Source organism: Subtercola boreus (genome assembly GCF_003399645.1).
Lineage (GTDB): Bacteria > Actinomycetota > Actinomycetes > Actinomycetales > Microbacteriaceae > Subtercola > Subtercola boreus_A.
In genome coordinates this window covers 1-25,893 of sequence record NZ_NBXD01000008.1, presented here as the reverse complement: position 1 = coordinate 25,893, position 25,893 = coordinate 1, and the positions used below count along the sequence as shown (strand labels likewise).

Annotated in this window: 27 protein-coding genes; 8 read left to right on the top strand and 19 right to left on the bottom strand. The window is 67.6% G+C overall.

What is annotated here, in order from left to right; all coding sequences use genetic code 11:
- Positions 1–9 precede the first annotated feature (9 nt).
- On the bottom strand, positions 10–2,109 hold the full coding sequence (locus B7R24_RS04385; protein WP_116417780.1) for a M3 family metallopeptidase: 2,100 nt from the start codon (positions 2,107–2,109) through the stop codon (positions 10–12).
- A gap of 78 nt (positions 2,110–2,187) precedes the next feature.
- Here B7R24_RS04385 and B7R24_RS04380 point away from each other — a divergent pair, with 78 nt between their 5' ends.
- Entirely contained in the window at positions 2,188–3,021 is an 834-nt protein-coding gene (locus tag B7R24_RS04380; RefSeq protein WP_116417779.1) for an aldo/keto reductase, read from the top strand.
- 113 nt (positions 3,022–3,134) lie between these two features.
- Here the strand turns inward: B7R24_RS04380 and B7R24_RS04375 are convergent, their stop codons facing one another.
- The 9 genes from B7R24_RS04375 to B7R24_RS04335 form a co-directional block, all read right to left on the bottom strand.
- A complete protein-coding gene (locus B7R24_RS04375) occupies positions 3,135–4,223 on the bottom strand; it encodes a D-alanine--D-alanine ligase family protein (protein ID WP_116417778.1) in 1,089 nt (362 codons plus the stop codon).
- The gene (locus tag B7R24_RS04370; protein WP_116417814.1) at positions 4,126–5,217 is read right to left on the bottom strand and encodes an NAD(P)H-dependent glycerol-3-phosphate dehydrogenase; all 1,092 of its coding nucleotides are present in this window, start codon (positions 5,215–5,217) and stop codon (positions 4,126–4,128) included. Before B7R24_RS04370 ends, B7R24_RS04375 begins: the two co-directional genes overlap by 98 nt.
- Positions 5,218–5,276: 59 nt before the next feature.
- Positions 5,277–6,056 carry a lysophospholipid acyltransferase family protein gene (locus B7R24_RS04365; RefSeq protein WP_116417777.1) on the bottom strand — a complete coding sequence of 260 codons (780 nt, stop codon included), beginning with the start codon at positions 6,054–6,056 and terminating at the stop codon, positions 5,277–5,279.
- Positions 6,057–6,058: 2 nt separating this feature from the next.
- On the bottom strand, positions 6,059–7,447 hold the full coding sequence (gene murA, locus B7R24_RS04360; protein WP_116417776.1) for a UDP-N-acetylglucosamine 1-carboxyvinyltransferase: 1,389 nt from the start codon (positions 7,445–7,447) through the stop codon (positions 6,059–6,061).
- Between the two features lie 14 nt (positions 7,448–7,461).
- Positions 7,462–8,058 (bottom strand): 3-isopropylmalate dehydratase small subunit, encoded by a 597-nt coding sequence (leuD, locus tag B7R24_RS04355; protein WP_116417775.1) that lies wholly within the window; start codon positions 8,056–8,058, stop codon positions 7,462–7,464.
- A 3-nt stretch (positions 8,059–8,061) separates the two neighbouring features.
- Positions 8,062–9,558 carry a 3-isopropylmalate dehydratase large subunit gene (gene leuC, locus B7R24_RS04350; protein WP_116417774.1) on the bottom strand — a complete coding sequence of 499 codons (1,497 nt, stop codon included), beginning with the start codon at positions 9,556–9,558 and terminating at the stop codon, positions 8,062–8,064.
- Positions 9,559–9,710: 152 nt separating this feature from the next.
- Entirely contained in the window at positions 9,711–10,400 is a 690-nt protein-coding gene (locus B7R24_RS04345) for a PadR family transcriptional regulator (protein ID WP_116417773.1), read from the bottom strand.
- Complete coding sequence (locus B7R24_RS04340) at positions 10,397–11,209, bottom strand: DUF4097 family beta strand repeat-containing protein (RefSeq protein WP_116417772.1); 813 nt, start codon at positions 11,207–11,209, stop codon at positions 10,397–10,399. The genes B7R24_RS04345 and B7R24_RS04340 overlap by 4 nt, the downstream gene beginning before the upstream one ends.
- 140 nt (positions 11,210–11,349) lie before the next feature.
- Complete coding sequence (locus B7R24_RS04335) at positions 11,350–11,625, bottom strand: hypothetical protein (RefSeq protein ID WP_116417771.1); 276 nt, start codon at positions 11,623–11,625, stop codon at positions 11,350–11,352.
- Between the two features lie 120 nt (positions 11,626–11,745).
- Here B7R24_RS04335 and B7R24_RS04330 point away from each other — a divergent pair, with 120 nt between their 5' ends.
- On the top strand, positions 11,746–13,086 hold the full coding sequence (locus tag B7R24_RS04330; protein ID WP_116417770.1) for an acyl-CoA dehydrogenase family protein: 1,341 nt from the start codon (positions 11,746–11,748) through the stop codon (positions 13,084–13,086).
- 9 nt (positions 13,087–13,095) lie between these two features.
- Here B7R24_RS04330 and B7R24_RS04325 read toward each other — a convergent pair whose 3' ends face one another.
- On the bottom strand, positions 13,096–14,043 hold the full coding sequence (locus B7R24_RS04325) for a carbohydrate kinase family protein (RefSeq protein ID WP_253259270.1): 948 nt from the start codon (positions 14,041–14,043) through the stop codon (positions 13,096–13,098).
- Positions 14,044–14,122: 79 nt separating this feature from the next.
- On the opposite strand from B7R24_RS04325, the gene B7R24_RS04320 reads away from it, so the two are divergent.
- On the top strand, positions 14,123–15,097 hold the full coding sequence (locus tag B7R24_RS04320; protein ID WP_216363610.1) for an SCO6745 family protein: 975 nt from the start codon (positions 14,123–14,125) through the stop codon (positions 15,095–15,097).
- On the top strand, positions 15,094–15,456 hold the full coding sequence (locus B7R24_RS04315) for a hypothetical protein (protein WP_116417768.1): 363 nt from the start codon (positions 15,094–15,096) through the stop codon (positions 15,454–15,456). Before B7R24_RS04320 ends, B7R24_RS04315 begins: the two co-directional genes overlap by 4 nt.
- A 151-nt stretch (positions 15,457–15,607) precedes the next feature.
- Here the strand turns inward: B7R24_RS04315 and B7R24_RS04310 are convergent, their stop codons facing one another.
- From B7R24_RS04310 to B7R24_RS17525, 7 genes are all read right to left on the bottom strand, one after another.
- Positions 15,608–16,606, bottom strand: a complete 999-nt coding sequence (locus B7R24_RS04310; protein WP_116417767.1) for an ABC transporter permease — start codon at positions 16,604–16,606, stop codon at positions 15,608–15,610.
- A complete protein-coding gene (locus B7R24_RS04305; RefSeq protein WP_116417766.1) occupies positions 16,603–17,571 on the bottom strand; it encodes an ABC transporter permease in 969 nt (322 codons plus the stop codon). The genes B7R24_RS04310 and B7R24_RS04305 overlap by 4 nt, the downstream gene beginning before the upstream one ends.
- On the bottom strand, positions 17,568–19,094 hold the full coding sequence (locus tag B7R24_RS04300; RefSeq protein WP_116417765.1) for a sugar ABC transporter ATP-binding protein: 1,527 nt from the start codon (positions 19,092–19,094) through the stop codon (positions 17,568–17,570). Before B7R24_RS04300 ends, B7R24_RS04305 begins: the two co-directional genes overlap by 4 nt.
- Before the next feature lie 89 nt (positions 19,095–19,183).
- The gene (locus tag B7R24_RS04295) at positions 19,184–20,263 is read right to left on the bottom strand and encodes an ABC transporter substrate-binding protein (RefSeq protein WP_116417764.1); all 1,080 of its coding nucleotides are present in this window, start codon (positions 20,261–20,263) and stop codon (positions 19,184–19,186) included.
- Positions 20,264–20,382: 119 nt separating this feature from the next.
- Complete coding sequence (locus tag B7R24_RS04290; RefSeq protein ID WP_116417763.1) at positions 20,383–21,171, bottom strand: DeoR/GlpR family DNA-binding transcription regulator; 789 nt, start codon at positions 21,169–21,171, stop codon at positions 20,383–20,385.
- A 54-nt stretch (positions 21,172–21,225) separates the two neighbouring features.
- Positions 21,226–21,894, bottom strand: coding sequence for a recombinase family protein (locus B7R24_RS04285; RefSeq protein ID WP_116417762.1), 669 nt, complete (start codon positions 21,892–21,894; stop codon positions 21,226–21,228).
- Positions 21,895–22,026: 132 nt separating this feature from the next.
- Positions 22,027–22,167, bottom strand: a complete 141-nt coding sequence (locus B7R24_RS17525; RefSeq protein WP_172582701.1) for a hypothetical protein — start codon at positions 22,165–22,167, stop codon at positions 22,027–22,029.
- 35 nt (positions 22,168–22,202) lie between these two features.
- Here B7R24_RS17525 and B7R24_RS04280 point away from each other — a divergent pair, with 35 nt between their 5' ends.
- The 3 genes from B7R24_RS04280 to B7R24_RS04270 all read left to right on the top strand — a co-directional run bounded on the left by B7R24_RS04280 (position 22,203) and on the right by B7R24_RS04270 (position 25,330).
- Positions 22,203–23,144 (top strand): quinone oxidoreductase family protein, encoded by a 942-nt coding sequence (locus tag B7R24_RS04280; protein ID WP_116417761.1) that lies wholly within the window; start codon positions 22,203–22,205, stop codon positions 23,142–23,144.
- A gap of 116 nt (positions 23,145–23,260) precedes the next feature.
- Positions 23,261–23,536 (top strand): hypothetical protein, encoded by a 276-nt coding sequence (locus B7R24_RS04275; protein ID WP_116417760.1) that lies wholly within the window; start codon positions 23,261–23,263, stop codon positions 23,534–23,536.
- Positions 23,537–23,608: 72 nt separating this feature from the next.
- On the top strand, positions 23,609–25,330 hold the full coding sequence (locus B7R24_RS04270; protein WP_116417759.1) for a chromosome partitioning protein ParA: 1,722 nt from the start codon (positions 23,609–23,611) through the stop codon (positions 25,328–25,330).
- Positions 25,331–25,348: 18 nt separating this feature from the next.
- Here the strand turns inward: B7R24_RS04270 and B7R24_RS04265 are convergent, their stop codons facing one another.
- Positions 25,349–25,702, bottom strand: coding sequence for a hypothetical protein (locus B7R24_RS04265; protein ID WP_147303959.1), 354 nt, complete (start codon positions 25,700–25,702; stop codon positions 25,349–25,351).
- On the opposite strand from B7R24_RS04265, the gene B7R24_RS17260 reads away from it, so the two are divergent.
- On the top strand, positions 25,701–25,893 hold a 193-nt coding region (locus B7R24_RS17260), incomplete at its 3' end, for a hypothetical protein (RefSeq protein WP_147303958.1). The two genes, B7R24_RS04265 and B7R24_RS17260, sit on opposite strands and share 2 nt — an antisense overlap.

Genomic DNA, 25,893 nt, shown 5'->3' with positions numbered 1-25,893 from the left:
AGAGGGGCGTCAGCCCGCCGGAGCGTCGAGACCGCGGCGTATGAGCAGCGAGCCGATCTCGGCCGGGCGCCCGCGAAAGTCGAGGTAGGCCTCGAGCGGATCCTTCGAGCCGCCCACTCCGAGCAAGCGCGCACGGAAGCGGTCGCCGTTCTCGCGGGTCAGACCGCCGTTCTCGGTGAACCATTCGACAGTGTCGGCGTCGAGCACCTCACTCCAGATGTAGGAGTAGTAGCCGGCGTCGTACCCTCCGGCGAAGGTGTGGGCGAAGAAGGTGCTCGCGTACCGCGTCGGTACAGCGGGGTTGTCGAGCCCCACAGCGGCGAGCGCGGCGGCCTCGAACGCAGCGACGCCGGTCGCAGCATCCGGAGCCGGAGCATTCCCCTCACCCGCACCCGCACCCGCCCGCACGCTGTGCCACGCCTGGTCGAGCATCGCCGCCGCGAGGTACTCCGACGTCTCGAAGCCCTGGTTGAACGAGGCCGAATCCTGCAGCTTCTGCGCGAACGCGGCCGGCATCCGCTCGCCCGTCTCGACGTGCACCGCGTAGTTCGCGAGCACCTCGGGCCAGAGCATCCACATCTCGTTGACCTGGCTCGGAAACTCCACGAAGTCGCGGAAGACGTGCGTTCCGGCGAATTTCGGATAGGTGACCCGCGCGAAGAGCCCGTGCAGGGCGTGCCCGAACTCGTGGAACAGTGTGCCGACCTCGCTGTACGTCAACAGCGTGGGAGTTCCGGGTGCAGGCTTGGGCACGTTGAGGTTGTTGGTGACGACCACCGGATGCCCGAGCAGCGCATTCTGCGAAATGAGGGAGTTCATCCATGCCCCGCCGCGCTTCGAGTCGCGGGTGTACAGATCGAGAACATAGAGCCCGACACCCGAACCGTCTTCGTCGCGCACCTCGAAGACCCGGGCCTCCGGATGGTATGCCACGAGGTCGGTGCGCTCGGTGAACGTCACGCCGTAGAGCCGGGTCGCCGCCCAGAAGACACCGTCGTGCAGCACTCGCTCCGACTCGAAGTACGGCCGCATCTCCGCGGTGTCGACGTCGTACCGCGCCTTACGCTCCTTTTCGCTGTAGAACGCCCAGTCCCACGCCTCGAGTTCGAAATCATCGCCGGCACCGTTCAGCACGGCCTGCCGCTGCAGGGCGGCCTGTTCGGCCCGGGCATTCCGCGCGGCGGGTGGGGCGAGCATCCCGAGCATCGTGGCGACGGCTTCGGGGGTCTTGGCGGTCTGCTGGGAGGTGACCTGTGCTGCGTGCGATTCGAAGCCGAGCAGCCCGGCCCGCTGGGCCCGAAGCCGCGTGATCTCGAGCACGAGGGCCCGGTTGTCGTGCTCGCCGCCCCGGCAGCCCCGCGATCTCGAGGCCGTCATGATGCGCTCGCGGAGGTCGCGGTGTGTGAGCGAGGCGAGATACGGATGCCCGGTCGGCAGCACGAGCGTGATGACGAACATTCCGGCGAGCCCCCTCTCCCGCGCGGCTCCGGCTGCCGCGGAGATCTGGCCCGCATCGAGTCCGTCGAGCTCAGCCACGTCGTCGACCACGACCGCGAGGGCGTTGGTGTCGGCGAGGAGGTTCTTCTCGAACCGGGTGGTGAGCGAGGAGAGCTGCTGGTTGTAGGCACGGAGGGTCGCCTTGTCGGTCTCGTCGAGCCCGGCCCCGGCCTGCGTCAACTCGGCGAGGTGGCGCTCGACGAGGTACCGGGACTCGGGATCGAGCCGAGACTCATCGCCTCCGGCTCCCATCGCCTCCGACACCGCCCGCACCCGGGCGTACAGCCGCGCATCGAGCCGGATCGCATCCGCGTGCGCCGCGAGCACCGGGGCCAGCTCCTCCTCCAGCGCATCCGTGAACCCGCTGCTGTCAGCCGACGCCCGGTTGTAGAACACGGTCGCCACCCGACCCAGCGTCTGGCCCGCCCGCTCGAGTGCCACGATCGTATTGTCGAAGGTCGCGGCATCCGGAACCGCCAGAATTGCCTCGATCTCGGCCGTGTGCTCGGCCATACCCTGCTCGAACGCGGGCCGGTAGTGCTCGTCGGCGATCGAGGCGAAGTCCGGAAGACCGTACGGCAGAGTACTGGGCGCGAGGAACGGGTTGCTCATAGCTGAAGCCTAGGGCGGCGAACGCAAGGGGCACGCATCAATTGGCACGTCACCGGCTGACGAGCGTAGCGTTGAGGCATGACAGTTCCTACCGTGACCCTGAACAATGGCGTCGAGATTCCCCAGCTCGGATTCGGCACCTACCAGATCGATCCCGCCGAGACGAAGGAGGCGACGCTGGCCGCCCTCGAGGTGGGCTACCGCCACATCGACACTGCCGAGATGTACGGCAACGAGAAGGAGGTCGGCCAGGCCGTCGCCGCCTCGGGCCTCGCCCGCGAAGACGTGTTCGTGACGAGCAAGCTCAACAACGGCTTCCATGCCCGCGATGCTGCGCTGAAGGCCTTCGACGGAACCCTCGAAGCGCTCGGCTTCGACTACGTCGACCTCTTCCTGATCCACTGGCCGCTGCCGGCCGTGGGCGACTACCTCGAGACCTGGAAGGCGATGGAGGAGATGCTCGCCTCGGGCCGCGTCAAGTCGATCGGCGTCTCGAACTTCCAGCAGCACCACCTGCAGCGTCTCCTCGACGAGGCCGACGTCGTGCCCGTCGTGAACCAGATCGAGGTGCACCCCTACCTGACGCAGGATGCTCTGCGCGAGTTCGGCGTGAAGAACGGTATCGAGACCGAGGCCTGGTCGCCGATCGCCCAGGGCAAGGTGCTCGACGACAAAGCGATCGTGGAGATCGCCGACCGTCTCGGTAAGTCGCCCGCCCAGGTCACGCTGCGCTGGCACATCCAGCGTGGCGACATCGTCTTTCCGAAGTCGGTGACCCGCGCCCGTGTCGAGGAGAACTTCGCCCTCTTCGACTTCGAACTCACCGATGCCGACGTGCATGCCCTCACCGCCCTCAACCGCGACGAGCGCACCGGCCCCAACCCCGATGAGTTCAACTACATCCCCGCCTAACCCCGGCCCACGCCCCCACCGGCCCCGGCCCCGGCCCACGCCCCCGGCCAATCGAGAGGTCGAAATCTCTCCAAAACCAACGGTTTTAGGAGAGATTTCGACCCCTCGTTCGGTTATTCGAGGGCCAGGGCGAGAAGATGGGTGATGAGGGCGGGATAGGTGACGCCGGTGGCGATCCAGCAGGCGGGGAACATGCTGATCGGGGTGAAGCCGGGCATCGTGTTCACCTCGTTCACGACGAAACCGGTGGGTGTCAGAAAGAAGTCGACCCGGGCGAGACCCGCGCAGCCGAGCGCCGTGAAGGCGAGCACGGCCTGCTGCTGCATCTCGGCCAGTTCGGCGTCAGTCAGTGCGGCCGGGCACACCAGCTCGATCCCCGACGCCCCGAGGTACTTGGCGTCGAAGTCGTAGAACTCGCGGCCGGTCATCACGACCTCGCCGGCAACGGATGCCCGGGGCTCCGCTTCGCCGAGGGAACCCAGCACCCCGCACTCCACCTCGCGGCCCTCGATCCCCTCCTCGACGAGCACCTTGTCGTCTTCGGCGAACGCGACCTCCATCGCCGCCGCAAACGTGGACCAGTCCTTGACCTTGCTCACACCCACCGACGAGCCGGCCCGCGCGGGTTTGACGAACACCGGCAGGGCGAGGGCAGCTGCCGCGGCATCCTGAACCTCAGCGGGCGATGTCGCCCATGACAGCGCCGTCACTGTCTGCCAGGGCGCGACCGCTATTCCCGCTGCCGCGAGCACGGTCTTAGTGAAGTGCTTGTCCATCCCCAGGGCTGAGGCGAGAACGCCCGATCCGACGTAGGGCAGCCCGACGAGTTCGAGCAGGCCCTGCACGGTTCCGTCTTCGCCCCACGGCCCGTGCAGAATCGGGAACACCACGTCGACGTCGCCCAGCGAGCGAACGGATCCGTCAGCATCCTGGACCGTCAGCTCGCGCGACGTCGACGACGACGGCCAGCGCACCCGCGTGCCGTTGTCGGCGACCGACGGCATGGCCGAGGCGTCGAGCGCGAAGCGGGCGGGGTCGTCGGCTTCGAGCACGAACGCGCCATCGGGGGTGATGCCGATCGGAATGACCTCGTAGAGCGAGCGGTCAATGGCCGCCAGTACCCCGCCCGCCGTCGCGCAACTGATCGAATGCTCGCTGGAACGGCCGCCGAAGAGAAGCGCCACCACGGTTTTTTCTGCCATCTGTCGGCCTTTCGCCCTGGGGTTCGAGTGAGTCGGTTGTGAGATGGGGAGCGATGTCCCGGGGGTTCAGCGTACCGGCAAGCACTTGGCTGACCTGTTGCACGATGGGCATGTCGACGCTACGGGCTCGGGCGAGCGTGAGGATCGGCGCGACCGACGCGAGCCCCTCCGCGGTCTGCTGCATGCGGGCGACCACGTCGGTGAAGCTGTAGCCCTGGCCGAGCAGCCGCCCGGCGGTGTTGTTGCGCGACAGCGGTGAGCTCGAGGTGGCGATGAGGTCTCCGAGGCCGGCCAGCCCCGACATCGTCTCCGGTCGGGCCCCGTAGGCGACGGCGAAGTCGGTCATCTCCGCGAGCCCGCGGGTCAGGATGGACGCCTTCGTGTTCTCGCCGTACCCCACGCCGTCGACGATGCCGATCGCCACCGCGATCAGGTTCTTGAGCACGCCGCCGAACTCGGTGCCGATCACGTCGGTGTTGACGAACGAGCGGAAGTAGCGGTTGGTCGCCACCATCGCGACGGCCTCGGCGGTCGACAGGCTGGCAGACGAGATGACGGCGGCCGTCGGCTGCTCGCGGGCGATCTCGAGGGCGAGATTGGGTCCGGATGCCACGGCGAGCCGGTCGCGGTCGACCCCCAGCCCCTGCTCCAGCACCTCGCTCATGCGGAGGCCCGTGCCCTTCTCGACCCCCTTCATGAGACTGATGACCACGGTCTCGGGGCCGATCAACGGCGCCAGCGCAGCGAGGTTGGAGCGCAGCGACTGGCTCGGAATCGAGACGAACACGAACGACGACGCCCCGACGGCCTCGGCGAGGTCGGCGGTCGCCCGGATGCTCGGCGGAAGGTTCACGCCCGGGAGGTAGTCGCTGTTGCGCTTCGCCAGGCTGATCTCGCGCGCCAGCTCGGGCCGGCGGGCCCAGAGCGTCACGTCGGAGCCGCCGTCGGCGAGGATCTTGGCGAACGTGGTTCCCCAGCTGCCCGCTCCGAGGATGCTGACCTGCCGGGCCGGAGCCAGCGTGAGAGGCGTCGTTCGACGCCCGAAGAGTGGGCTCACAGCGTGCCGTACTCCGATTGAGCATGATCCCGCGGGTTCCAGCGCTCGGCCGGCGCCGTCTCGCCCCGCAGGTCTTCGAGCAGGTGGGTGATGGCATCCATCACGACGGTTGTCGCCTCGGCGAGTGTCACCTGCGTGAGCGGCTGCCCACGGAAGCGCGAGAGGTCGACCTCGTCGCCGTACTTCAGGTGCACGGTCTTGCGCGGGAAGAGACTGATCTTCTTGCTCCAGCGCGGCAGCACGGCCTGGGTGCCCCAGTGGGCGAGCGGGATGACCGGCAGATCGTTCTCGAGCGCGATGCGCACCGCGCCCGACTTGCCCCGCATCGGCCAGAGCTCGGGGTCCCGGGTGAGTGTGCCCTCGGGGTAGACGATGACGCCCTCACCCGACACCGTGAGATCGTGCGCCGCGGCCAGCGGATTGCTGCCGTGTGTACGACCCGAACGCTCGACCGGCACCTGTTTGATCGCCCGGAGCGCCGCCCCCAGCACCGGAACGCCGAACAGCGACGCCTTGGCGAGGAAGCGGGGTACGCGCTTCAGCTTCCACACCGACCAACCCACGACGACCGGATCGAAGTTGCTGTAGTGATTCGGAGTCAGCACGAAGGCGCCTGTGCGCGGGAGCTTCTGGGCATCCTGAACCTCGAGCTTCACGAGGGCGGCGACGAGCGGGATGACCGGGTAGGCCAGGAGGCGAAAGGTGAGGTTTCGCTCCGAACGCCTCGCCCGCTCGACGCCGGCCGCGCCGGCACCTCGTTCCCCGCCCCGTGCCATGCCTACGCCTCGAAGGAGAAGTCGGCTCCCAGCTTCTTGAGCTTGCCCGTGAAGTCGCCGTAACCGCGGCTGATCAGACCGACGTTCGACACCCGCGAGGTGCCCTGGGCGGTGAGCGCGGCGATGAGGTGGCTGAAGCCGCCGCGCAGGTCGGGAACCTCGATGTCGGCCCCGTGCAGCTTGGTCGGACCGGTGATGACGGCGGCCTGCTCGAGCGCACGGCGGGGAACGCGACGGTTGCCGCCCTCGAGGCCGTTCTTGTGCACCTCGATGTCGGCGCCCATCTCGACGAGCGCGTCGGTGAATCCGAAGCGGTTCTCATAGACGGTCTCGTGCACGATCGACGTGCCGATCGCCTGCGTGAGGGCGACGATGAGCGGCTGCTGCCAGTCGGTCATGAAGCCGGGGTGCACATCCGTCTCGATGACGACGGGCTTGAGGTCGCCGCCCGGATGGAAGAACCGGATGCCGTCTTCTTCGATGTCGAAATCGCCGCCGATCTTGCGGAAGACGTTGAGGAAGGTCATCATCTCCTGCTGCTTTGCACCGACGCAGAAGATGTCGCCCTTGGTCGCGAGGGCAGCGGATGCCCAGCTCGCGGCCTCGTTGCGGTCGAAGAGGGCGCGGTGGTCGTAGCCCTTGAGCCTGTCGACGCCCTCGATGAGGATGACGCGGTTCGGCTCGATCGAGATGATCGCGCCCATCTTCTGGAGCACAGCGATGAGGTCCATGATCTCGGGCTCGATCGCGGCGTTCTTCAGCTCAGTGGTACCCCTGGCACGCACACCGGTCAGCAGAACCTGCTCGGTGGCGCCGACGCTCGGGTAGGGCAATTCGATGTTCGCGCCCTTCAAGCCGTTGGGCGCGGTGATGTTGATTCCGCTCGGCAGCTTCTCGACGACGGCGCCGAAGGCGCGCAGGGCATCGAGGTGGAAGTCGATGGGGCGATCTCCGATGCGGCAGCCGCCGAGGTCGGGGATGAACGCGTGGCCGAGGCGGTGCAGCAGGGGGCCGCAAAAGAGGATCGGGATGCGAGACGACCCCGAGAGAGCGTCGATCTCGGCGCTCTGCGCGATCGCGACGTTGGCCGGGTCGAGCACGAGCGTGCCCGACTCGGGGCTGCCCGAGATATCGACGCCGTGGATCTCGAGGAGGCGCGACACCACGTGCACGTCGCTGATGTCGGGCACGTCTCGCAGAACGCTCTTCGTGTCCCCGAGAAGCGAGGCGACCATGGCCTTCGTGACGAGGTTCTTGGCTCCACGAACGTCGATGCGCCCGCGCAGCGGGCGACCGCCGTTGACGATGATCGTGTCGGAGAGAAGACCCACGTGAGCCGCCGCCTTCTGGGCATCGAGAACGAGCTGCGCGTCCTGGAGAAGAGTGTTCATATGGGGTGTACTGCCTACTTCACTGGGAGGGTCTTCGGGCGCCAGGAGTGCCGGCGGCTTTCAAATTCGGTGATCTCCGCTTCGCTTCGCAGAGTGAGCCCGATGTCGTCGAGACCTTCGAGCAGCCTCCATCGAGTGTAGTCATCGATGTCGAAAGGCACGGTGAGGCTGCCGACCGACACGGTCTTGGTAGTCAGGTCGACGCTGAGTTCGCGCCCGGGCTGCTCGTCGATGGCGGCCCAGAGACGCTCGATGTCGCCCTCGGTGAGCTGCGCCGCGAGCAGCCCCTGCTTGCCCGAGTTGCCGCGGAAGATGTCGCCGAAGCGGGAACTCAGCACGGCCTCGAAACCGAAGTCGCGGAGCGCCCAGACGGCGTGCTCCCGTGAAGAACCCGTGCCGAAATCGGGGCCGGCGACGAGCACCTTGGCGCCCGCGTACTCGGGCTGGTTCAGCACGAAGTCGGGGTCTTGACGCCATCCGTGGAAGAGAGCATCCTCGAACCCGGTCTTCGTGACCCGTTTGAGAAAGACGGCCGGGATGATCTGGTCGGTGTCGACGTTCGACCGGGCGAGCGGTGCGGCGATGCCGGTGATGACCGAGACGGCTTCCATGGTCTAGACCGCCTTCGAGGTCGAAGCGAGTGAGGTCGAAGCGAGTGAGGTCGCAGCGAGTGAGGTCGCAACCAGTTCGGGAGCCTCGACGAGGTCCCATGGGCTCGAGAGCGTGCCCCGGATCGCCGTCGCGGCCGCGACGAGGGGCGACACGAGGTGGGTGCGCCCGCCTTTGCCCTGGCGGCCCTCGAAGTTGCGGTTCGACGTGGAGGCGCACCGCTCCCCCGGAGCGAGCTGGTCGGGGTTCATGCCGAGGCACATCGAACACCCGGCGAAGCGCCATTCCGCTCCGAATTCGGTCACGATCCTGTCGATGCCCTCGGCCTCGGCCTCGATGCGCACGCGCGCCGAACCGGGTACCACCATGACCCGTACGCCATCCGCCTTCTTCTGGCCCTTGATGACGGAGGCGAAGGCCCGCAGGTCTTCGATGCGGCTGTTGGTGCAGGAGCCCATGAAGACCGCATCGACCGCGATCTGCTTCATCGGGGTACCGGCTTCGAGCGCCATGTACTCGAGCGCACGCTCGGCGGTGGCCCGGTCGTTGGCATCGAGGATGCCCGACGGGTCGGGAACGTTCTCGCTCAGCGACACGCCCTGGCCGGGGTTCGTGCCCCAGGTCACGAAGGGCTCGAGGGCGTCGGCGTCGAGGAACACCTCGGCGTCGAACACGGCGCCCTCGTCGGTCTGCAGCGTCTTCCAGTACGCGACCGCTTCTGTCCAGTCGTCGCCGGCGGGGGCGTGCGGGCGGCCCTCGAGGTAGTCGAACGTGGTCTGGTCGGGTGCAACCATGCCAGCCCGGGCACCCGCTTCGATCGACATGTTGCAGATCGTCATGCGCCCCTCCATCGAGAGGCTCCGGATGGCCGACCCCCGGTATTCGAGCACATACCCCTGCCCGCCCCCCGTTCCGATCTGGGCGATGACGGCCAGGATGATGTCTTTCGCCGTGACGCCCGGGCGGAGCGTGCCCTCGACCGTGATGGCCATCGTCTTGAAGGCCTTCAGCGGCAGGGTCTGGGTGGCGAGCACGTGCTCGACCTCGCTGGTGCCGATACCGAACGCCATGGCGCCGAACGCACCGTGCGTCGAGGTGTGCGAGTCGCCGCAGACGACCGTGATGCCGGGCATGGTGAGGCCGAGCTGCGGGCCGACCACGTGCACGATGCCCTGCTCGACGTCGCCGAGCGAGTGCAGGCGGATGCCGAACTCCCGCGCATTGCTGCGGAGCGTGTCGATCTGCGTGCGGCTGGTGAGGTCGGCGATCGGCAGGTTGATGCCGCGCGTGGGAGTGTTGTGGTCTTCTGTCGCGATGGTGAGATCGGGACGGCGCACGGGGCGCCCCGCCAGCCGCAGGCCGTCGAAGGCCTGGGGGCTGGTGACCTCGTGAACGAGGTGCAGGTCGATGTAAAGGAGGTCGGGGGCACCGTCGGTGCCTTCGACGACGAGGTGGTCGTTCCAGACCTTTTCAGCGAGCGTCAAGCTCCTGGACTCTGCCATGCTTCCCACCTTCGAACTGCGCGAATGTATCCGCTCATTCTAACCGCGTGCCCCCGGAATGATTCCCGCGGGGCACGGCCGCGTCTGGCCGGTCGCGGAGCGGATCAGTCGCGGAGCGCGTCAGGCGAGAAGCGGGCCAGGCGAGAGGCGCGTCAGTCGCGGAGCGCTGCCTTCAGCTCGGCCTCGAGGCGCTGCAGTTCGGCGGTCAGCGTCGAGACGGCCGCCGGCGAGACGGTTCCCCGGGCGGCACGCTTTCGCAGTTCGGTGCGAACGGATGCCCGAAAGCCGTTCACGGCGGCATCGACCTGTCGCAGCGACTCGGCATTCTGCTGGCGGAGCTGGTCGGTCGTCGGCTCGGGCGGAGCGTCAGGCGCGGCGTCGGGTGCGGCGTGAGGCGCGGCGCCGGGCGCCTCCGGTGCGGCGCCTGTCGTGTCGCGGCGGGGCGGGGCCTCCCCGGTCGCGTCGCGACGGGCGGCGGCGAGGTCGGCGCGGAGGCTCCGCATCGCTTCGTCGACACCCTTGCGCAGGCCGTCGGCGAGCATCCGCACCGAGTCGGTGACCCGGTCTTCGATGCTGGAGAGCTCCGGCAGGCGGGAGTTCAGCTCGGCCCGCCCGGCATCCGTGATCTCGTAGACCGTCTTGCGGCCGTCCGTCGCCTTTGTGACAAGCCCTTCTTCTTCGAGCTTTGCCAGGCGCGGGTAGATGGTGCCGGCGCTCGGGCTGTAGGTGCCACCGAAGCGGTCGCTCAGCGCCTGGATGAGTTCGTAACCGTGCCGCGGCTGTTCGGCGAGCAGGTTGAGCAGGTAGAGGCGGAGGTGCCCGTGGCCGAAGACGGGGTTCACGCGGTCACAACCACTCGTCGCATCGAAGTGATGTCGCCCGAGACAGAGTTCGCGTGCACCTCGACGAAGTGGGCGTCGAGTGCCCCAGACGTGAAGTTGTTGCCCCGGCCGCGGATCGAACGAAAGGTCGATCCGTCGAGGCTCAGCACACCCGTGACCGTGTTGACGTTGAAACGCGCGCCGAAGCCGTCGTCGAGACGAACCGTGAAGTCGCCGGAGACGGTGTTGTTGTTCAGCACGTCGACGTTGCCCACAAGGTCGAGGAACACGTGCGACGAAACGCTGTCGGCCGTGAAGCGCGGAACGGTTCCGCTCACCGTGACGTCGCCCGACACGCTGTGCGAGGTGATGGCTCCCGTGTGCTCGCGCACCGAGATCTCGCCGTTGACCGTGTTGAGTTCGAGGGTGCCGGTGAGCTGGTCGATGACGATGTCGCCCGAGACCGTGCTGATTCTGGCTTCGGTGGTGTTCAGCCCGGAGATCAGTGCACCGGCCGAGACGACGCCGAACTTCAGGGCGACATTGCGCGGAACGAGCACGCTGACGTCGGCCTTCGCGGTGCCTCGGAACGAGGCGAACACGTCGATGAAGTTGTCCCAGCGCAGTTGCGGGTGGTCGATCTCGAGCACGTCTTCATCGATCGAGACCTTCAGGTCTTTGCCCTGCACCGAGTGGATCTCGACGCGCGCACCCGGCTCGTCGTGACCGATGATGTCGATCGTGCCGCCGATGAGGCTGATCTTCAGGGAGCGCACCAGCTCGAGGTCGATCGTCTTGGGCCCTGAGACGAGCCATTTCTCCAGTGTCACTGGCGTTCTCCTTCTGTGAGACTCGCGATATATCGCGTTGATTCCACACAGTAGGGCCTCCAGACGATCCGGGTCAAGCTATATCGCGTTCTGCGTCGACGCTCACAGCGAAGGTCCAGCAGTCCGGCCGCACAGCCGCGTCACTCGAACGTGCGAAGCAGCTGCCACACCCCGCGGTGGTCGTCCCAGCGGATGTCGAAGACCCGGGCGTCCCCGTCGTCACAGGTCGCCTGGAATCGCCAGCCGACAGCGAGCCGGGGCGGGTGCGTGAACGCCATCGCGTCGAGGAACGAGTCGGGCAGGTCTGAACCGAGCCGCGTCGGGGAGTCGGTCACCCGAAACCGCCGGGAACCCCAGACGAGACGGTGGGGTCGACCATCCCTCAGCCACACAGCCACCAGTTCGTCGACCTGCATCGCTCCGCCTCCTTTTCTCGGCTCACTCACATTCGAACACGTGTTCGAATAATCGACTGTAAGCCGCAAGGGGATGACACGCCAAAGGCTCCGGCAGATCGGGCGCGATTAGGCTGGGAGATGCGACGACGCCACCCCCGCCGGGCCTCGGTCGTTCGCGAGGGAGAAGGCGAGCATCCTGTGGCCGAAGGCAGCCCACGTACCGAACGCAACGCACGCAACGCACGCACCGCAGGCACCGCGCGCCCCGCGCCGGTGGGCACGACCGAGCCCGAGTACGAACTGACGGGCGCGCTCGACACCGATCCGCTCGGGTTGTTCGCCGCGGCGACGGCGGACGATCTCGCCTACGCCCAGCGTGCGCGCACGTTCGTCGAGGCCGAGGTGCTGCCCGTGATCGACGGCTATTGGGACCGCGCCGAGTTTCCGGTACACCTCGCGAAGCGCCTGGGCGAGCTCGACCTGCTGCGGGAAGCGACCGCCATCGACGGGTTCGCGCCGATGAGCCCCCTCGCCGCCGGGCTCGTCAACCTCGAGATCAACCGCGGAGACGGCTCGCTCGGCGCATTCATCGGCGTGCAGGGCGGGCTCGTGCTGCGATCGATCGCGGCCTTCGGCTCGCCCGAACAGAAGGAGCGCTGGCTCGCGCCCCTCGCGCGCGGCGACGAGCTCGCCGCCTTCGCGCTCACCGAGCCCACTCACGGCTCGGACTCGGTCGCCCTCGAGACCACCGCCACCCCGGCGCCCGGCAGCAGCGGCGACTTCCTGCTGAACGGTGAGAAGAAGTGGATCGGCAACGGTTCGGTCGGCAGCGTCACGATCGTCTGGGCGCGAACGCAAGGTGGTGCCGTGCGCGGCTTTCTCGTCGACCAGACGAGCCCGGGCTACACCGCCACCGTCATCGAGGGTAAAGCCTCGCTTCGCGCGATCTGGCAGACCCATGTCGTTCTGAACGACGTGCGGGTGCCGGCCACGGCCCTGCTGCCCGGAGCCAAGTCCTTCGGCGACACTGCCCGCGCCATCCAGTCGACGCGCCTCTCGGTCTCCTGGGCGGCGCTCGGCCACGCCACCGCCTGCTATGAGGCGGCCGTGCAGTACGCGGCCCAGCGCATCCAGTTCGGGCGCCCGCTCGCAGCCTCCCAGATCGTGCAGGAGCGTCTCGCCCGCATGCTCAGCGAGCTCGCGACCATCCAGTTGCTCTGTTTCCAGTGCGCCGCTCTGGATGCGCGGGGCGAGCTCACGGCTGTGCAGGCGTCGCTCGCCAAGTACACCAGCACGCGAACCGCCCGAACGATCGCCGCGAACGCACGCGACCTTCTCGGCGGCAACGGCATCCTGCTGCAGCATTCGGTGGCGAGGCACCTCGCCGATCTCGAATCGCTGCACACCTACGAGGGAACCGAGACCATCCAGGCGCTGCTCATCGGCCGGTCCATCACGGGTATCTCTGCGTTCAGCTAGGCACGTGGCTCAGGCTGCGGCGGCGTCTTCCAGCTCGTTTCGCGAGGGCGGATTCGCGCCCGCCCGCGACACCGTGATGCGCGCACTCTCGAGCGCCGTGCGCGCGATCGCCACCACCTCGTCTTCAGCGATGACGCCGCCCAGGATGCCCGGGGCAAGCCCGAGCGAAGCGATCGCGTAGAGCATGCCCGACATGAACGAATCGCCCGCACCGATGGTGTCGACCACGTCGACCGGCCGGGCCGGCAGCGACACCCGGATGCCGTCGGCCGCGAGAAGGCACCCCTCGCCGCCTCGCGTCACCCCCACGAGCACGCTCCCGGCACCGAGGTACTGCGCGAGAACCGTCTCGAGGTCGACCCCCGGGTAGAGCCACTCGGCGTCTTCGTCGCTCATCTTGACGACGTGCGCCAGCGCCGCCAGCTCCTCGACCTGTGCGCGCACCACCGCAACGTCGGGGGTGATGCTCGGTCGAACGTTGGGGTCGAAGCTCAGGAGCACCCCGCCCGAGGCCCGGGTCTCGGCGAACAGCCGCCAAATCTCGGAGGCACCGGGCTGCAGCACCGCCGCGATCGACCCGGTGTGCAGCATCCTGGTCCCTGCCGGCAGCTCAGCCCGGTCGAGGTGCCAGGCGATGTCGAACTCGTACTCCGCGCGCCCCTGGGCGTCGACGTGGGCGGTGGCCGTGGAGGTGGGAGCATCCTGAACGCTCGCCCGCTCGAACGTCACGCCGGCCGATTCGAGGTGCCGGATGATCGACCGCCCGTACCCGTCGTCGCCGACCTGCGCACGGAACGTGGTGGGGACACCCAGCCGGGCCAGCCCGTAGGCGACGTTCAGCGGGCTGCCGCCGGGGTGCACGACGGCGTCGGCGTCGGCGGCCTGGAGGACGATGTCGACCAACGCCTCACCGACGACCACGGAAGAAAGGGGCGACGGCTCTCCATTGGCGTTCACGCCCCCATCATAGACTGGGCCGGACATTCGTTCCGATGCGGCTCCGACCGCGTGGAACGGCGGCAGGAGGAGGGCACCGATGGCGTCGAGAGATCACCTGGTTCGCGGGCTGTGGACGCTCTTCGAACCCATTCATGCGGTGACCTACTTCTCCGACGAGTCGCGCACAGCCTTCGCCGACATCGGGCTCACCCGGTACTGGGACGGCTACTTCGCCGGCCGCGCGGCGCCTCTCGGGGCGGTCACGGGAGCTCCGGTGACGGCCATCTTCAGCGGGTTCGCACCGATGCTCGTCGAGCGGGCGCTGCCGGCTGTGTGGGCGACGGCCACTCCCGCGCAGGTTCTCGTGGCCCGGTCGGTGGGTGCGGCATCCACTCTGCGTACCCTCGTGCCCGACGAGGGTGTCGCGGTGCAGGCTGTGGCCGCACTGGCGCCGATCGCCGCCGAGGTCGACACGATCGGGCGCCCCTTGGCTGCCGCGAACCGCGCACTGCCGCTGGAGGCCGATCCGTATCGTGCGCTCTGGCAGGCGGCCGCGACCCTCCGTGAACACCGCGGCGACGGGCACGTTCTCGCGCTGGTGACCGAGCAGATCGCGGGCCTCACGACGATCGTGCTGCGGAGCGGCCTCGACCTCGACTCGTCGTCGATGAAGCGGTCGCGCGGGTGGAGCGATGACGAGTGGGATGCCGAACAGTCCGATCTCGTGGATCGCGGCCTGCTCGATTCCCACGGGCACATCACCGCGGCCGGCCGGGAAGCGATCGATCGCGCCGAGCAGCTCACGAACCGCCTCGCGTCGGCACCCTGGAGCGGGCTCAGCGACACCCGCCTCCTGGCCGTCGCGACGGCGCTCGCCCCGCTGGCGAAGGCGTGCGCTCCCCTCTTTCCGCAACCGAACCCGATCGGCATGCCCTCCCCCTGGGATGCAGCGGCCGACCCGACGGGCGCCTCCGTGCTGGAGGCGCCCGCGCCGCCCAGCGCGAGCGGAATGGCGAGCGGCCCGGCAGTTGGAATGGCGAGCATGAACGCGAGCGGAGGAGCCATACGATGACGCAGGCGATGCACGGGGCCGAGGGCGCTGCAGCAGGGCACGGGCGCAACCCGCTCGGGTTGATCGCTCTCGTGGTGGGTGCGGTTGGCATCCTGTTCAACGTGCTCTTCACCCTCGTGCAGGCGGTCGCCGTCGGGCAGGGAATGTACGACCTGCTGTCGACCTTCGCGGTGGCGCACTCGATCCTCGCGATCGTCATCGCGGTGGCCACGATCGCGCTGGGCGTCCTGGCACTGCTGAAGAAGGGTGCGCCGAAGGCCGCCGCAGGCGCCGGCACCGCTCTCGGAGCTGCGAGCCTTGTCAGCGTGCTCACGGGGCTGCTCTACTCCGGCGTCATCGCCGCCGCCAGCGGCTTCTGACCGGCACCCCGGCCCAGCCCCCGGCCCCGCCCCGGCCACCCTCTCGCCCGGCCACCCCGCGTAAAAGAGGTGGGGGGTGCCCGCTGAGACCCCCACGAACGCTACCCGCCGCACATCCTCTTCTACGCGGGGTGCTCCTGGCGCTGGGGTGCTAGAGGCGCTGCGTGCGCGACAGCACCGTCTGGATGATCACCACGATCGCCAGGAACGCCCCCGACACCACTGCCTGCACCGACGAAGACAGCGAGCCGACCTGGTTGATGAGGTTCTGGATGACGCTGAGCAGCAGCACGCCCGCCACGGTACCCACGAGGTTTCCGCGACCGCCGACCAGCAGCGTGCCGCCGATCACCACCGCCGAGATCGCGTTCAGTTCGAGCCCGACGCCCACGGTCGGCACGCCCGACGAGGAGTACGCCGCGTTGAGCGCCCCCGCGAGCCCCGCGCAGAGCCCCGACAGCACGTAGACCGTGAACTTCACGCGCGCCACGGGCAGACCCATGAGCGTCGAGGCACTCTCCGACCCTCCCACGGCGTACACCGACTGACCACCGCGCGTGCGCGCCAGCAGCACCGATCCGAGCACGATCACGACGATCGCGATGAGCACCGGCCAGTGGATGCCCAGCACCTGTCCCTGGCCGAGCGCCACCACCACCGGGTCGGTGATCAGCGGCGTCGCCGAACCCCCGTCGGTCGTGGCGAGCACGAGACCGCGCACGCCCAGCAGCCCGGCGAGGGTCACGATGAACGGCGCCATGCCCGCATGGGCGATGAGAAAGCCCTGAAGCGCGCCTATCGCACCGCAGACGACAAGGGGGAAGAGGAGCGCCCCGAGCAGCCCGAACGACGACCCGTAGGCCGCGAGCACCCCGCCGAGGGCGAAGACCGACCCCACCGAGAGGTCGATGCCGCCGGTGAGGATCACGAACGTCATACCCGCACCCACGATCAGCAGGAATGACGACTGCGTCAGGATGTTCGAGAAGTTGCTGCCCGTCGCGAATGTCGGAAAGGCGATGCTGCCCACGATGAGCAGGATGACGAGCACGATCGCCGCACCGTAGCTCTGCAGAAGACTGGCGAGGCGTTCGCGGCCCACCTGGCTGTCGGTGGCGGGGCCTGCCGCCGGTTCGAAGGTGGTGGTCATTTGACTCGGGCCTTTCCGCGCTGGATGTAGACGGCGACCAGGATGATGATCGCCTGCGCCACCTGCGAGTACGCGTCGGGAACGTTGTGCTTGATGAGTGTGGCGCTGATGAACTGCAGCAGCAGGGCTCCGGCGAGCGTGCCGAGCACCTTCACCTGGCCGCCGCTCAGCGGGGTTCCGCCGACGACGACGGCCGTGATGGCCGACAGCTCGATGAGGTTGCCGAGCGTGGAGGGAACGGATGCGCCCAGCCGGGCGGTACCGATCACCCCCGCGACGGCGGCGAGCGCAGCCGCCAGCACGTAGACCAGCAGCAGGATGCGCTTGACCGGCAACCCCGCGAGCTCGGCGGCCCGCCGACTGCCACCGATCGCGATCAGCTGTTTTCCGAAGGTCGTGCGATTGACGAGGATGGCGACGGCCCCGACGAGTACGGCTGCGATCAGCACGCTGTACGGCACCCCGAGCACCGAGTCCCGCCCGAGCGCCAGGATCTGGGGGTTCGTCACCGACTTCAACTGCTCGTTCGCGATCAACAGGGCGAGCCCCCGCCCGGCGACCATCACCGCCAGGGTCGCCACGATCGGCTGGACCCCGATGAAGGCGACCATCGACCCGTTCAGGGCACCGATCACCGCACCCACGAGGATGGCGATGAGCAGGGTCGGTACCAGCCCGTACCCCACATAGAGAGGTATGACGGCGGCGGCGAGTGCCATCACCGCGCCGACCGAGAGGTCGATGCCTTCGGTTCCGATCACGAGCGCCATGCCGAGCGCCACGATGAGAACCGGCACGACCTGCACGAACTGCGTGCGGAAGTTGTCGATCGCAAAGAAGTTGGGCGTTGCGACGAGGTTGTAGGCCAGCAGCAGCACGATGGCGAAGTACACCCCGTACTTCTGGAAGACGGCGAGTACCGAACCGCGGCTCGGTACCGAGACAGAGACAGTGGCCTGCGTCATGATGCACTCCCGCCGGCCAGCGCTGCCAGCAGCGCGTTCTCGTCGACCTGGTCACCGCGCAGCTCGGTCTCGATCGATCCGTCGCGCAGCACGATCACCCGCGCAGAGCCTTCGACGACCTCTTCGACCTCGCTCGACACCAGCACGATCGCCAGCCCTTCGTGGGCGAGCTCGTCGATGAGCGACTGGACCTCGGCCTTCGCTCCGACGTCGATGCCGCGGGTGGGTTCGTCGAGCAGCAGCACCTTCGGCGTCATGGCCAGCCAGCGGGCGATCATCACTTTCTGCTGGTTGCCGCCCGAGAGCTCCGAGACGATCTGGTCGGGGCTCGATACCTTGATGTGGAGCCTTTTGATGAAGACATCGACCACAGCATCCTGCTTGCGGCGTGAGGTGAAGCCGGCCTTCGAGAGTTTCGGCAGTGCCGCGAGCACGATGTTGTCGCGCACGGAGAGGTTCGGCACGATGCCCTCGCTCTTGCGGTCCTCGGGCAGCATCACGATTCCTGCCCGGATGGCCGCCGGCACCGAACCGCTCCGAACACTCTTTCCGTCGATCTTCACGCCGCCGCGGTCGAGCTGCATCACGCCCGAAAGCCCCTTGAGCGTCTCGGAACGACCGGAGCCGAGCAATCCGCCGAGCCCGACGACCTCCCCCGGGCGGATCGAGATGCTGATGCCGTCGATCTGGTGCTTGCGGCTGAGGTCGGTGGCGACGAGCACCGGTGGCGCGTCGCTCTCGTTCGCGGCCCGGAATGCCGTGACACCGCCGCGCTCGACCTTCTCGACCGAACGGCCGAGCATCTTCGACACCAGCTCGACGCGCGGCAGGTCGTCGAGGCGGCCGACGTGCACGACGTGCCCGTCGCGCAGCACGGTGACGGTCTCGCAGACGCGGTAGATCTCGTCCATCCGGTGTGAGACGTAGATGATCGCAATGCCGCGTTCCCGCAGCAGGCCGATCACCCGGAACAGCGTCTCGACCTCCCGGGCCTCGAGCGAGGAGGTCGGTTCGTCCATGATGACGACGTTGGCGTTGATGCTGACGGCTCGTGCGAGTGCCACCATCTGCTGCACACCGAGCGCCAGCGTGCGGAGGGGCCGCCGCACATCCACCTGGATGCCGTACTCCGAGAGCAGGGCTCGCGCCTCGGCGTACATGCGGCGGAAGTCGATGAGACCGAGCCGCCCGCGGGGCTCCCGGCCGAGGTAGATGTTCTGGGCGACCGACATCAGCGGCACCAGGTTCACCTCTTGGTAGATCGTGCTGACGCCCGCTTTCTGCGCATCGAGCGGCCTTGCGAAGGTCGCCTTCGACCCCGCGAGCAGCAGGTCACCCTCGTCGGGCTGGTAGACCCCGGTGAGCACCTTGATCAGCGTCGACTTGCCGGCGCCGTTCTCGCCCATCAGGGCCATGCTCTCGCCGGGCCGGAGCACGAAGTTCACGCCGCTGAGCGCGGTGACGCCCGCGAACCGCTTGGTCACGTCGCGGGCCTCGAGCACGGCTGTGCCGGCATCCGTCATGGGGAATCGACCTTTCGTCAGTGAAATGGGTCAAACAGCACGAAGAGTGTGCCGGTGGCGAGGGGAGGCCCGCCACCGGCACGCTCGGATCAGAAGGCCGAGCCGACCTTCGCCTGGGCGTTGGCGGGATCGTACTCGCTGTCCTGGATGATGATGTCCTGGCCGACGGCCGTTCCGTTCATGAAGTCCTGGATGGTCGAGAAGGCCAGTGGACCGAAGCGGGGATTGGACTCGATGACACCGTTGTAGGCACCGGCGACGATCTGCTCGACGGCGTTCTTGGTGCCGTCGATCGAGTAGATCTGAATATCTTTGCCGGGCACCTTGCCCGCCGCGATGATGGCGGCCTGGGCACCCAGGCCCATTTCGTCGTTCTCGGCGTAGATGGCGGTGATGTCGGGGTTCGACTGCAGCAGCTGCTCGGTGACCGACTGGCCCTTGTCGCGGGCGAAGTCACCGGTCTGCTGGGCGACGACGGTGATGTTCGGGCCGGCGGCCTTGATCTCATCGACGAAGCCGGAGGTGCGGTCGGTGGTCACACCGTTGCCCGAGGAGCCGAGCAGAACGGCGACCTTGGCCGTGCCACCGGTGCCCGCGATGAGCTGGTCGGCCGCGCGCTTGCCCTGCTCGACGAAGTTCGAGCCGAGGAACGAGACGTAGTCGGTGCAGGCCGTGGCGTTCAGCTTGCGGTCGATGGTGATGACCGGGATGTTCTTGTCACGCGCAGCCTTCAGCGCGGGCTCCAGCCCGTCGGAGTTCAGCGGCGCGACGATCAGGATCTGGGCGCCCTGGGAGATGAGGTCGTTGATGTCGGAAATCTGCTTCGACAGCGTCGACTGGGCGTTCGTCTTGATGAACTTCTTGACGCCGATCTTCGCGGCTTCGTCGGTGATCGACTGGGTCTCGGCGATGCGGAACGGGTTGTCTTCCTTCTCGGACTGCGAGAAGCCGACGGTCGCCTGCGTCAGGTCGATCTTCTCGCCCTTGTAGTCGGCCAGCGAGCAGGTGGGGCCGGAGACGGGAGCGGCGGTCTGGGCGGCCTCGGTGGCCGACGTCGTATCGGCGGCGGTGGAGGTACCGGTGTTCGTGCAGCCGGTCAGCGCCAGGCCGACGGCTGCTGCGCACGCTGCTGCGGAGAAGAGAGCACGCCCCTTACGGTTCATTTTCATGAGGTCAACTTCCTTGTTGGTGTGGGTGCAGATCGTCTGGAGAGCGGATGATGCAGACCCCAGATGATCAGAACATAGCAATTTCTTTCAGAACTGAAAGCGATCTTCAAGCATTGTTGCTAAATCGTGTCCAAAAGTCCAGCACCGGGTTGTGCGACATGCAGTGCGATGCCGTGGCCGGCGAAGGCCGCCAGTTGGGCGGCGGGGGTCTTCGAGTCGGTGACGAGGTGCGTGATCTGCTCGGTGGCGATGGTCTGCACAGCGGTGCGCACCCCAAACTTGGTGTGGTCGACCAGCGCGACGACCTCGTGGGCGGCCGCAGCCATGGCACGGTCGGAGTCGGCGACCGACATGTTCGGCGTCGACAGCCCGAAGTCTGCGACCAGTCCGTTACCCGAGACGAAGGTCTTGTCGGCGTGGATGGTGCGGAGGGTGCGGTTGGTCGACTCGCCCACGAAAGCACGGATGGAGGCCCGCAGGGTACCGCCCGTCATGATCACCTCGTTCTCCGCCGCCGGAACGAATGCCTCGGCGACGAGGAGCGAGTTCGTGATGACGGTGAGACCCGTCCGGTCGATCAGGCTCTCGGCGAAGGCCTCAGTCGTGGTTCCCGGGCCGATGATGATCACGTCTCCGTCGTGCACGAGAGTGGCGGCAAGTCGTCCGATCGCATACTTCTCCTCCATCGCCTGGCCGATCTTCTCGGCGTACGACGACTCACGGGGAGCCGGCCCCGCGACGGCACCGCCGTGGGTGCGCGTCAGCATCCCGATGGCATCGAGATAGACGATGTCGCGTCGGATGGTGACCGCGGAGGTCTCGAGGCGCCCTGCAAGGGAGCTGATGGAGACGGCCCCGTCGGCTCTCAGGAATTCCAGGATCAGATTGCGTCGCTGCGCTGCAAGCACCCGGCCATCATACGAAGAGAAGCCGTTCCATGACCAGTTCTGATCATTTCACCGCTAGTCGGCGAGTGTGCCCGGGAGGCTCGGCGCCGGAGGGAGACCGGGTGTCGTGAAGGTGAGCGTGAGGGAGGTGCGGGCATCCGGAGCGTCCCTGGACTCCGAGACGTCGTCGTTCTGCGACTCGAGGGCACGATAGACCGTGGCGCGGGAGGTACCGAGCTGCTGGGCGATCTCCCGCACCGACGCGCCCTGCTCGCGCAGCAGAAGAACACGATCGACGTTCGTCGACGAGAGAGCCCGCGGCCGACCGGCGACTCGGCCACGGGCTCGGGCCGCATAGACGCCCACCATGGTTCGCTCACGCGTGAGAGTTCGATCGAGCTCGGTGAACGCGTGGATTACCGTCAGCAGTGCGGCGCCGTCGGGGCCGGAGGTGTCGAGTTTCTCAGTGAGCGAATGCACACCCACGCCCTTGGTTCCGAGCAGTTCGAGCAGCGAGAGCACCTGCGGCAGGGTGCTGGCCAGGCGGTCGAGTCGCCAAGTGACGAGTGTGTCGCCGCGACCGATCTCGTCGAGGGCCACCGTGAGCTCGGACCGCGTCGGGGTGACCGAATTGCCACTGACATCTTCATAGAAGCGGGTGACTCCGCGCTGCCGCAGCAGGTCGCGTTGGTAGTCGCCGTTGTGCTCGAGTGGACCAACCCAGATGTAGCCGACCTCAGCCATCCGTCACCTCGTTCGACAAACGTTCACCGGAGCGGGAGTCGGCACCGGTCGAATTCGTTCGAAGAATACCACCGCAACATCGCCAGCCCTTGACAGGGCCCGGCGGGAGCGCGGGTGCGGACGCCGCCAGTATCAGTCGTCGGAGCCCAGGGGGTCGTCGTCGGTCGTCGATTCGGCCTCATCGTCGGCGCTGTTCGGCGTCGGTGCAGAGACCATGTCGGCGTCCTGCGGAACGGTGAAATCGTGGAAGGGGTCGGAATCTGTTGCACTCATGTGGGCAACGCTACCCCGGGTGTTGAATGGAATGTATGGCAACGAAATGGATAGCGAACGATTTCGGCGGACTCGACGTGTTCGAGGAGGTCGAGACCGAACCCGCCCCGCCTCAACGGGGCGAGGTGACCATCGAGGTTCGGGCCGCGGGCATGAACCCGGCCGACTACAAGCACGTCGCCTCGGGCAGCGACCGTTCACAGCTGCCGATCGACATCGGCTACGAGTGCGCCGGCGTCATCCGGGCGATCGGGCCCGACACCGAGATCGCCTCGGGAGGCGGGCGGGTGGGCGATGAAGTGCTCGCATTCCGCATCTCGGGCGGCTACGCCTCCGCGGTCACCGTCGCTGCGAAGAACGTGTTCGCGAAGCCGGTCGGTCTCGGCTTCGCTGAGGCGGCGAACCTCCTGCTCGCCGGAGCGACAGCAGCAGAAATGCTGGAGGTGACCGGCGTGAAGGCGGGTGAGACGATCGTGGTGCACGGTGCATCCGGAGCCGTCGGCGTGAGCGTGCTGCAGCAGGCAGCACTGCTCGGCGCCACCGTGATCGGAACCGCGGGGCCCTCGAGCTTCGACGTGGTCAGGCGGTTCGGCGGGCATCCGGTCGCCTACGGCGAGGGCCTCGAGCAGCGCGTGCGCGAGGCCGCGCCCGACGGCATCTCCGCTGCGCTCGACACCGTGGGCACCGAGGAGGCGGTCGACGCGTCGCTGGCGCTGGTGGATGATCGGCAGCGCATCGTGACCATCGCTGCGATGGGGCGGGCGAAGGCCGATGGGTTCGTGGCGATCGGGGGTGCGATGGCGGGCAGTGCCGCGTTCCGCGACGGGGTGCGGGCACGGTTGATCGCGCTGGCCGCCGACGGGCGTCTCGTGGTTCCGGTGGCGCGCACGTTCCCGCTCGGTGAGGCGCGGGATGCGCTCGAACTGCTGAGCTCGAAACACCCCGGCGGCAAACTGGCTCTGATACCGGAGCGCTGACGGAGCGGCCGGATGGCCCGGCTGGCGCGCTGGTTCTTCATTCCCGCCTCCTGCCAGAGCGGGGGCGGGAGCGCAACCCCCTGCCCGCTGCTCACCGTCGGGCCTACCGTGAAGGCATGAGCGACACAAATCTCGGCACAGACGGCACGATCCCGAACTCAGAAGACGGGCTGGCCGTCGGTCACGTTCCCGATGGTTCGCACTTCAACCCGGAAGAAGAGGGTGCGGACACCGACGGCAGCGCAGCCGGCTCTTCTCTTCCCGGCACCGTGCCCGCTGCTCCTGCCTCGGCCGCGACCGAGGGCACGGGCAGCTACACCGACAGGGAGGGTGACGACCGCGAAGACAGGCCCGACGAGGCGAGCGGCTCGTACACCGGCGTCGACGAATAGGGATAAAACTTCACCCTCATTTAAGATGAGACGAGTTGTCTTGTTTCATTGGATCAAAGGCGGGGTGCAGATATGGCAATCGACAAGAGTCGGGTGCTCGACCTTCCACGCATAACGGCGTCTCTCCGCGGCGACAACTCCGGTGTACTGCGGGTAGACGACGAGGTGCAGCACATCTCCGCAGACTCTCCCGGGTCGGCCCTGCAGGAGCTGGTCGGCCTCATCCAGGCCGAGGCCGAGCGCATCGGTCGGCCGGTGCGGGTGACCGTCACGGCCGAGACCGGCATGAGCATCCTGCTCGCCGGGGTCGACGGTTCGATCGAGGAGGAGAGCTTCATTCCCTTCGAGGAAATGGGGCAACCGTGGCCGCCGGACGATGAGGCGCCCGTCGACGACGACGCTCCTGTTCCCGGGGATGCGCCCGTCGCTGTCGGAGGGCCGGCTCTGGTCGAGCGGCTCGTGGTTGTCGATCTGCCAGTGGTCGACGAGGAAGAGCCTCTTGCCGAGGACGCGCCGGACGACGAGCCGGACGACGCTGCCGCAGAGCTCCCCGACGACCAGAGCGTAGAACCTCCCGCCGAGCCCCTCGCCGTGGCAGACGAGGGTGACGACGACGAACCCGTCACCACCGCCCCCGTCTCCGCCCGTCTCGAGCCCTCGCTCTACTCCGTTCCCCTGCCCTCCCCCATGCCGACCGCGACGCCGTTCGCACCGACCCCTTCCCGTGCATCCGTTCCCCCAGTGGCAACGCTGCCGTCACAACGATCAGAGCCTTCCATGCCCACTCCCCCCTCACCCACCTCGTCAGCCGTCAAGGCCCCTCGCTCGACGACAGCCGCCCCAGAGTCCTCGGCCGCCCTGGCGGGTTCACGTCGCGATCTGCTCGACGCACCCTCGTTTCTGGCTCTTCCGAAACTCGACGAGCCCGCCGAGCAGGGGTTCAAGGGGTTCATGAACCACTTCGGCCTGCGGCTCAAGCCGGGGCGCGGTGAACAGTCGCAGCGCGGCGACATCGAAGAGATCTCCCGCCACTTCCCGGCCCACCGCACCATCAGCGTGATCAACCGCAAGGGTGGAGCCAACAAGACCCCCACAGTTGCCAACCTCGCTGCGGCATTCGCCCGAAGCGGGGGCGGCGGTGTGCTCGCCTGGGACAACAACGAGACTATGGGCACGCTCGGCTGGCGCACCGAACAGGGCGACCACGGGTCGACCGTGCTCGATGTGCTCGCGAACGCCGACGACCTCCTCGACGCCCGCGCCGAGTTCGGCCAGATGTCGCGCTTCGTGCACCACCAGCAGGCCGATAAGTTCGACGTTCTGCGCTCGGACGAAGATCCCAGCGGTACGCACGAGATGACGGCCGAAGAGGTCGACATCGTGCACAGCATCGCCGCCAAGTACTACCGATTGATCCTGATGGACTCCGGCAACAGCGACCGCGCCGAGAACTGGTTGCGCATGATCGACCACACCGACCAGCTCGTCGTCCCCACCACGACGATGGAGGACCGCGCCCAGGCCGCTCTGCTCACCCTGCAGGCTGTGCAGAGCCGCAGCGAGAAGGCCGCAGAACTCGCGAAGAACGCCGTCGTCATCATCTCCGAATGGCAGCCGAAGGAGCGCAACATCTCCGAGCGCATGGCCGAGGACTTCAGGCCTTACGTGCGCGACGTGGTCATCGTGCCCTTCGACCCCGCGCTGAAGGCCGGGCGCATCCTGCACAGCGCGTTGCAGCCGGCGACCCGACGTGCCTGGCTGGCGGCTGCCGCATCCATCGCCCGCGGTCTCTGACCCGGGGTCGGGCTGCCGTCAGCCCTGTGTCAGTTTGTGCCGGCAATCGAGAATCACGGATGCCGCCACCGACGCAAGCGCGATGACCCGTGCGACCTCCTGATCGAAGACCGCCTCAAGCAGCGGGTCGAGACCTCTGGTCGGCTCGTGGTGGGTGAGCAGGTCGGAAGGTAGCGCCAACACAGCGGTGAGGGCCGGCACCGAAGTACGCCCGGAATGCTTCTCGTGGGCGCACACCTCGACGACCGTCTTCATGAGGGTGAGGCCGCGTGCGATGGCCTTGAAAACTCTCAGAAAGTATTTCGGAAACTGGTCTGTTTCAGGGTGTTTTTGCTGAGGTAATGTCAGTGGTTGGTGTTTGACTTGAGTCATGAAACCACCCGCCACACCACCCGCTGCTGACACGGCGTCGGCGATTGTGGGGTGCGTGGATGCCCTCATCGGGTTGGGCGTACTCGACCCCGGATCGGGTGCCGGGGCTGCCGCGCCCACCGGGCTTGCCACCGGTGAGTTGATGGCCGGGGTGGTGCAGGTCGAGTACCTGGTGCGGTTGGCGGATTCGT

What these genes read in the sequence shown, in the direction of transcription:
- B7R24_RS04265 (WP_147303959.1), bottom strand. Translation starts at nt 25,702, where the DNA reads ATGACTCAAGTCAAACACCAACCACTGACATTACCTCAGCAAAAACAC.
- B7R24_RS04320 (WP_216363610.1), top strand. Translation starts at nt 14,123, where the DNA reads ATGGCGTCGAGAGATCACCTGGTTCGCGGGCTGTGGACGCTCTTCGAA.
- B7R24_RS04270 (WP_116417759.1), top strand. Translation starts at nt 23,609, where the DNA reads ATGGCAATCGACAAGAGTCGGGTGCTCGACCTTCCACGCATAACGGCG.
- B7R24_RS04385 (WP_116417780.1), bottom strand. Translation starts at nt 2,109, where the DNA reads ATGAGCAACCCGTTCCTCGCGCCCAGTACTCTGCCGTACGGTCTTCCG.
- B7R24_RS04310 (WP_116417767.1), bottom strand. Translation starts at nt 16,606, where the DNA reads ATGACCACCACCTTCGAACCGGCGGCAGGCCCCGCCACCGACAGCCAG.
- B7R24_RS04305 (WP_116417766.1), bottom strand. Translation starts at nt 17,571, where the DNA reads ATGACGCAGGCCACTGTCTCTGTCTCGGTACCGAGCCGCGGTTCGGTA.
- B7R24_RS04300 (WP_116417765.1), bottom strand. Translation starts at nt 19,094, where the DNA reads ATGACGGATGCCGGCACAGCCGTGCTCGAGGCCCGCGACGTGACCAAG.
- B7R24_RS04280 (WP_116417761.1), top strand. Translation starts at nt 22,203, where the DNA reads ATGGCAACGAAATGGATAGCGAACGATTTCGGCGGACTCGACGTGTTC.
- B7R24_RS04365 (WP_116417777.1), bottom strand. Translation starts at nt 6,056, where the DNA reads ATGGCACGGGGCGGGGAACGAGGTGCCGGCGCGGCCGGCGTCGAGCGG.
- B7R24_RS04380 (WP_116417779.1), top strand. Translation starts at nt 2,188, where the DNA reads ATGACAGTTCCTACCGTGACCCTGAACAATGGCGTCGAGATTCCCCAG.
- B7R24_RS04375 (WP_116417778.1), bottom strand. Translation starts at nt 4,223, where the DNA reads ATGGCAGAAAAAACCGTGGTGGCGCTTCTCTTCGGCGGCCGTTCCAGC.
- B7R24_RS04295 (WP_116417764.1), bottom strand. Translation starts at nt 20,263, where the DNA reads ATGAAAATGAACCGTAAGGGGCGTGCTCTCTTCTCCGCAGCAGCGTGC.
- B7R24_RS17525 (WP_172582701.1), bottom strand. Translation starts at nt 22,167, where the DNA reads ATGAGTGCAACAGATTCCGACCCCTTCCACGATTTCACCGTTCCGCAG.
- B7R24_RS04285 (WP_116417762.1), bottom strand. Translation starts at nt 21,894, where the DNA reads ATGGCTGAGGTCGGCTACATCTGGGTTGGTCCACTCGAGCACAACGGC.
- B7R24_RS04335 (WP_116417771.1), bottom strand. Translation starts at nt 11,625, where the DNA reads ATGCAGGTCGACGAACTGGTGGCTGTGTGGCTGAGGGATGGTCGACCC.
- leuD (WP_116417775.1), bottom strand. Translation starts at nt 8,058, where the DNA reads ATGGAAGCCGTCTCGGTCATCACCGGCATCGCCGCACCGCTCGCCCGG.
- B7R24_RS04330 (WP_116417770.1), top strand. Translation starts at nt 11,746, where the DNA reads ATGCGACGACGCCACCCCCGCCGGGCCTCGGTCGTTCGCGAGGGAGAA.
- B7R24_RS04315 (WP_116417768.1), top strand. Translation starts at nt 15,094, where the DNA reads ATGACGCAGGCGATGCACGGGGCCGAGGGCGCTGCAGCAGGGCACGGG.
- leuC (WP_116417774.1), bottom strand. Translation starts at nt 9,558, where the DNA reads ATGGCAGAGTCCAGGAGCTTGACGCTCGCTGAAAAGGTCTGGAACGAC.
- murA (WP_116417776.1), bottom strand. Translation starts at nt 7,447, where the DNA reads ATGAACACTCTTCTCCAGGACGCGCAGCTCGTTCTCGATGCCCAGAAG.
- B7R24_RS04275 (WP_116417760.1), top strand. Translation starts at nt 23,261, where the DNA reads ATGAGCGACACAAATCTCGGCACAGACGGCACGATCCCGAACTCAGAA.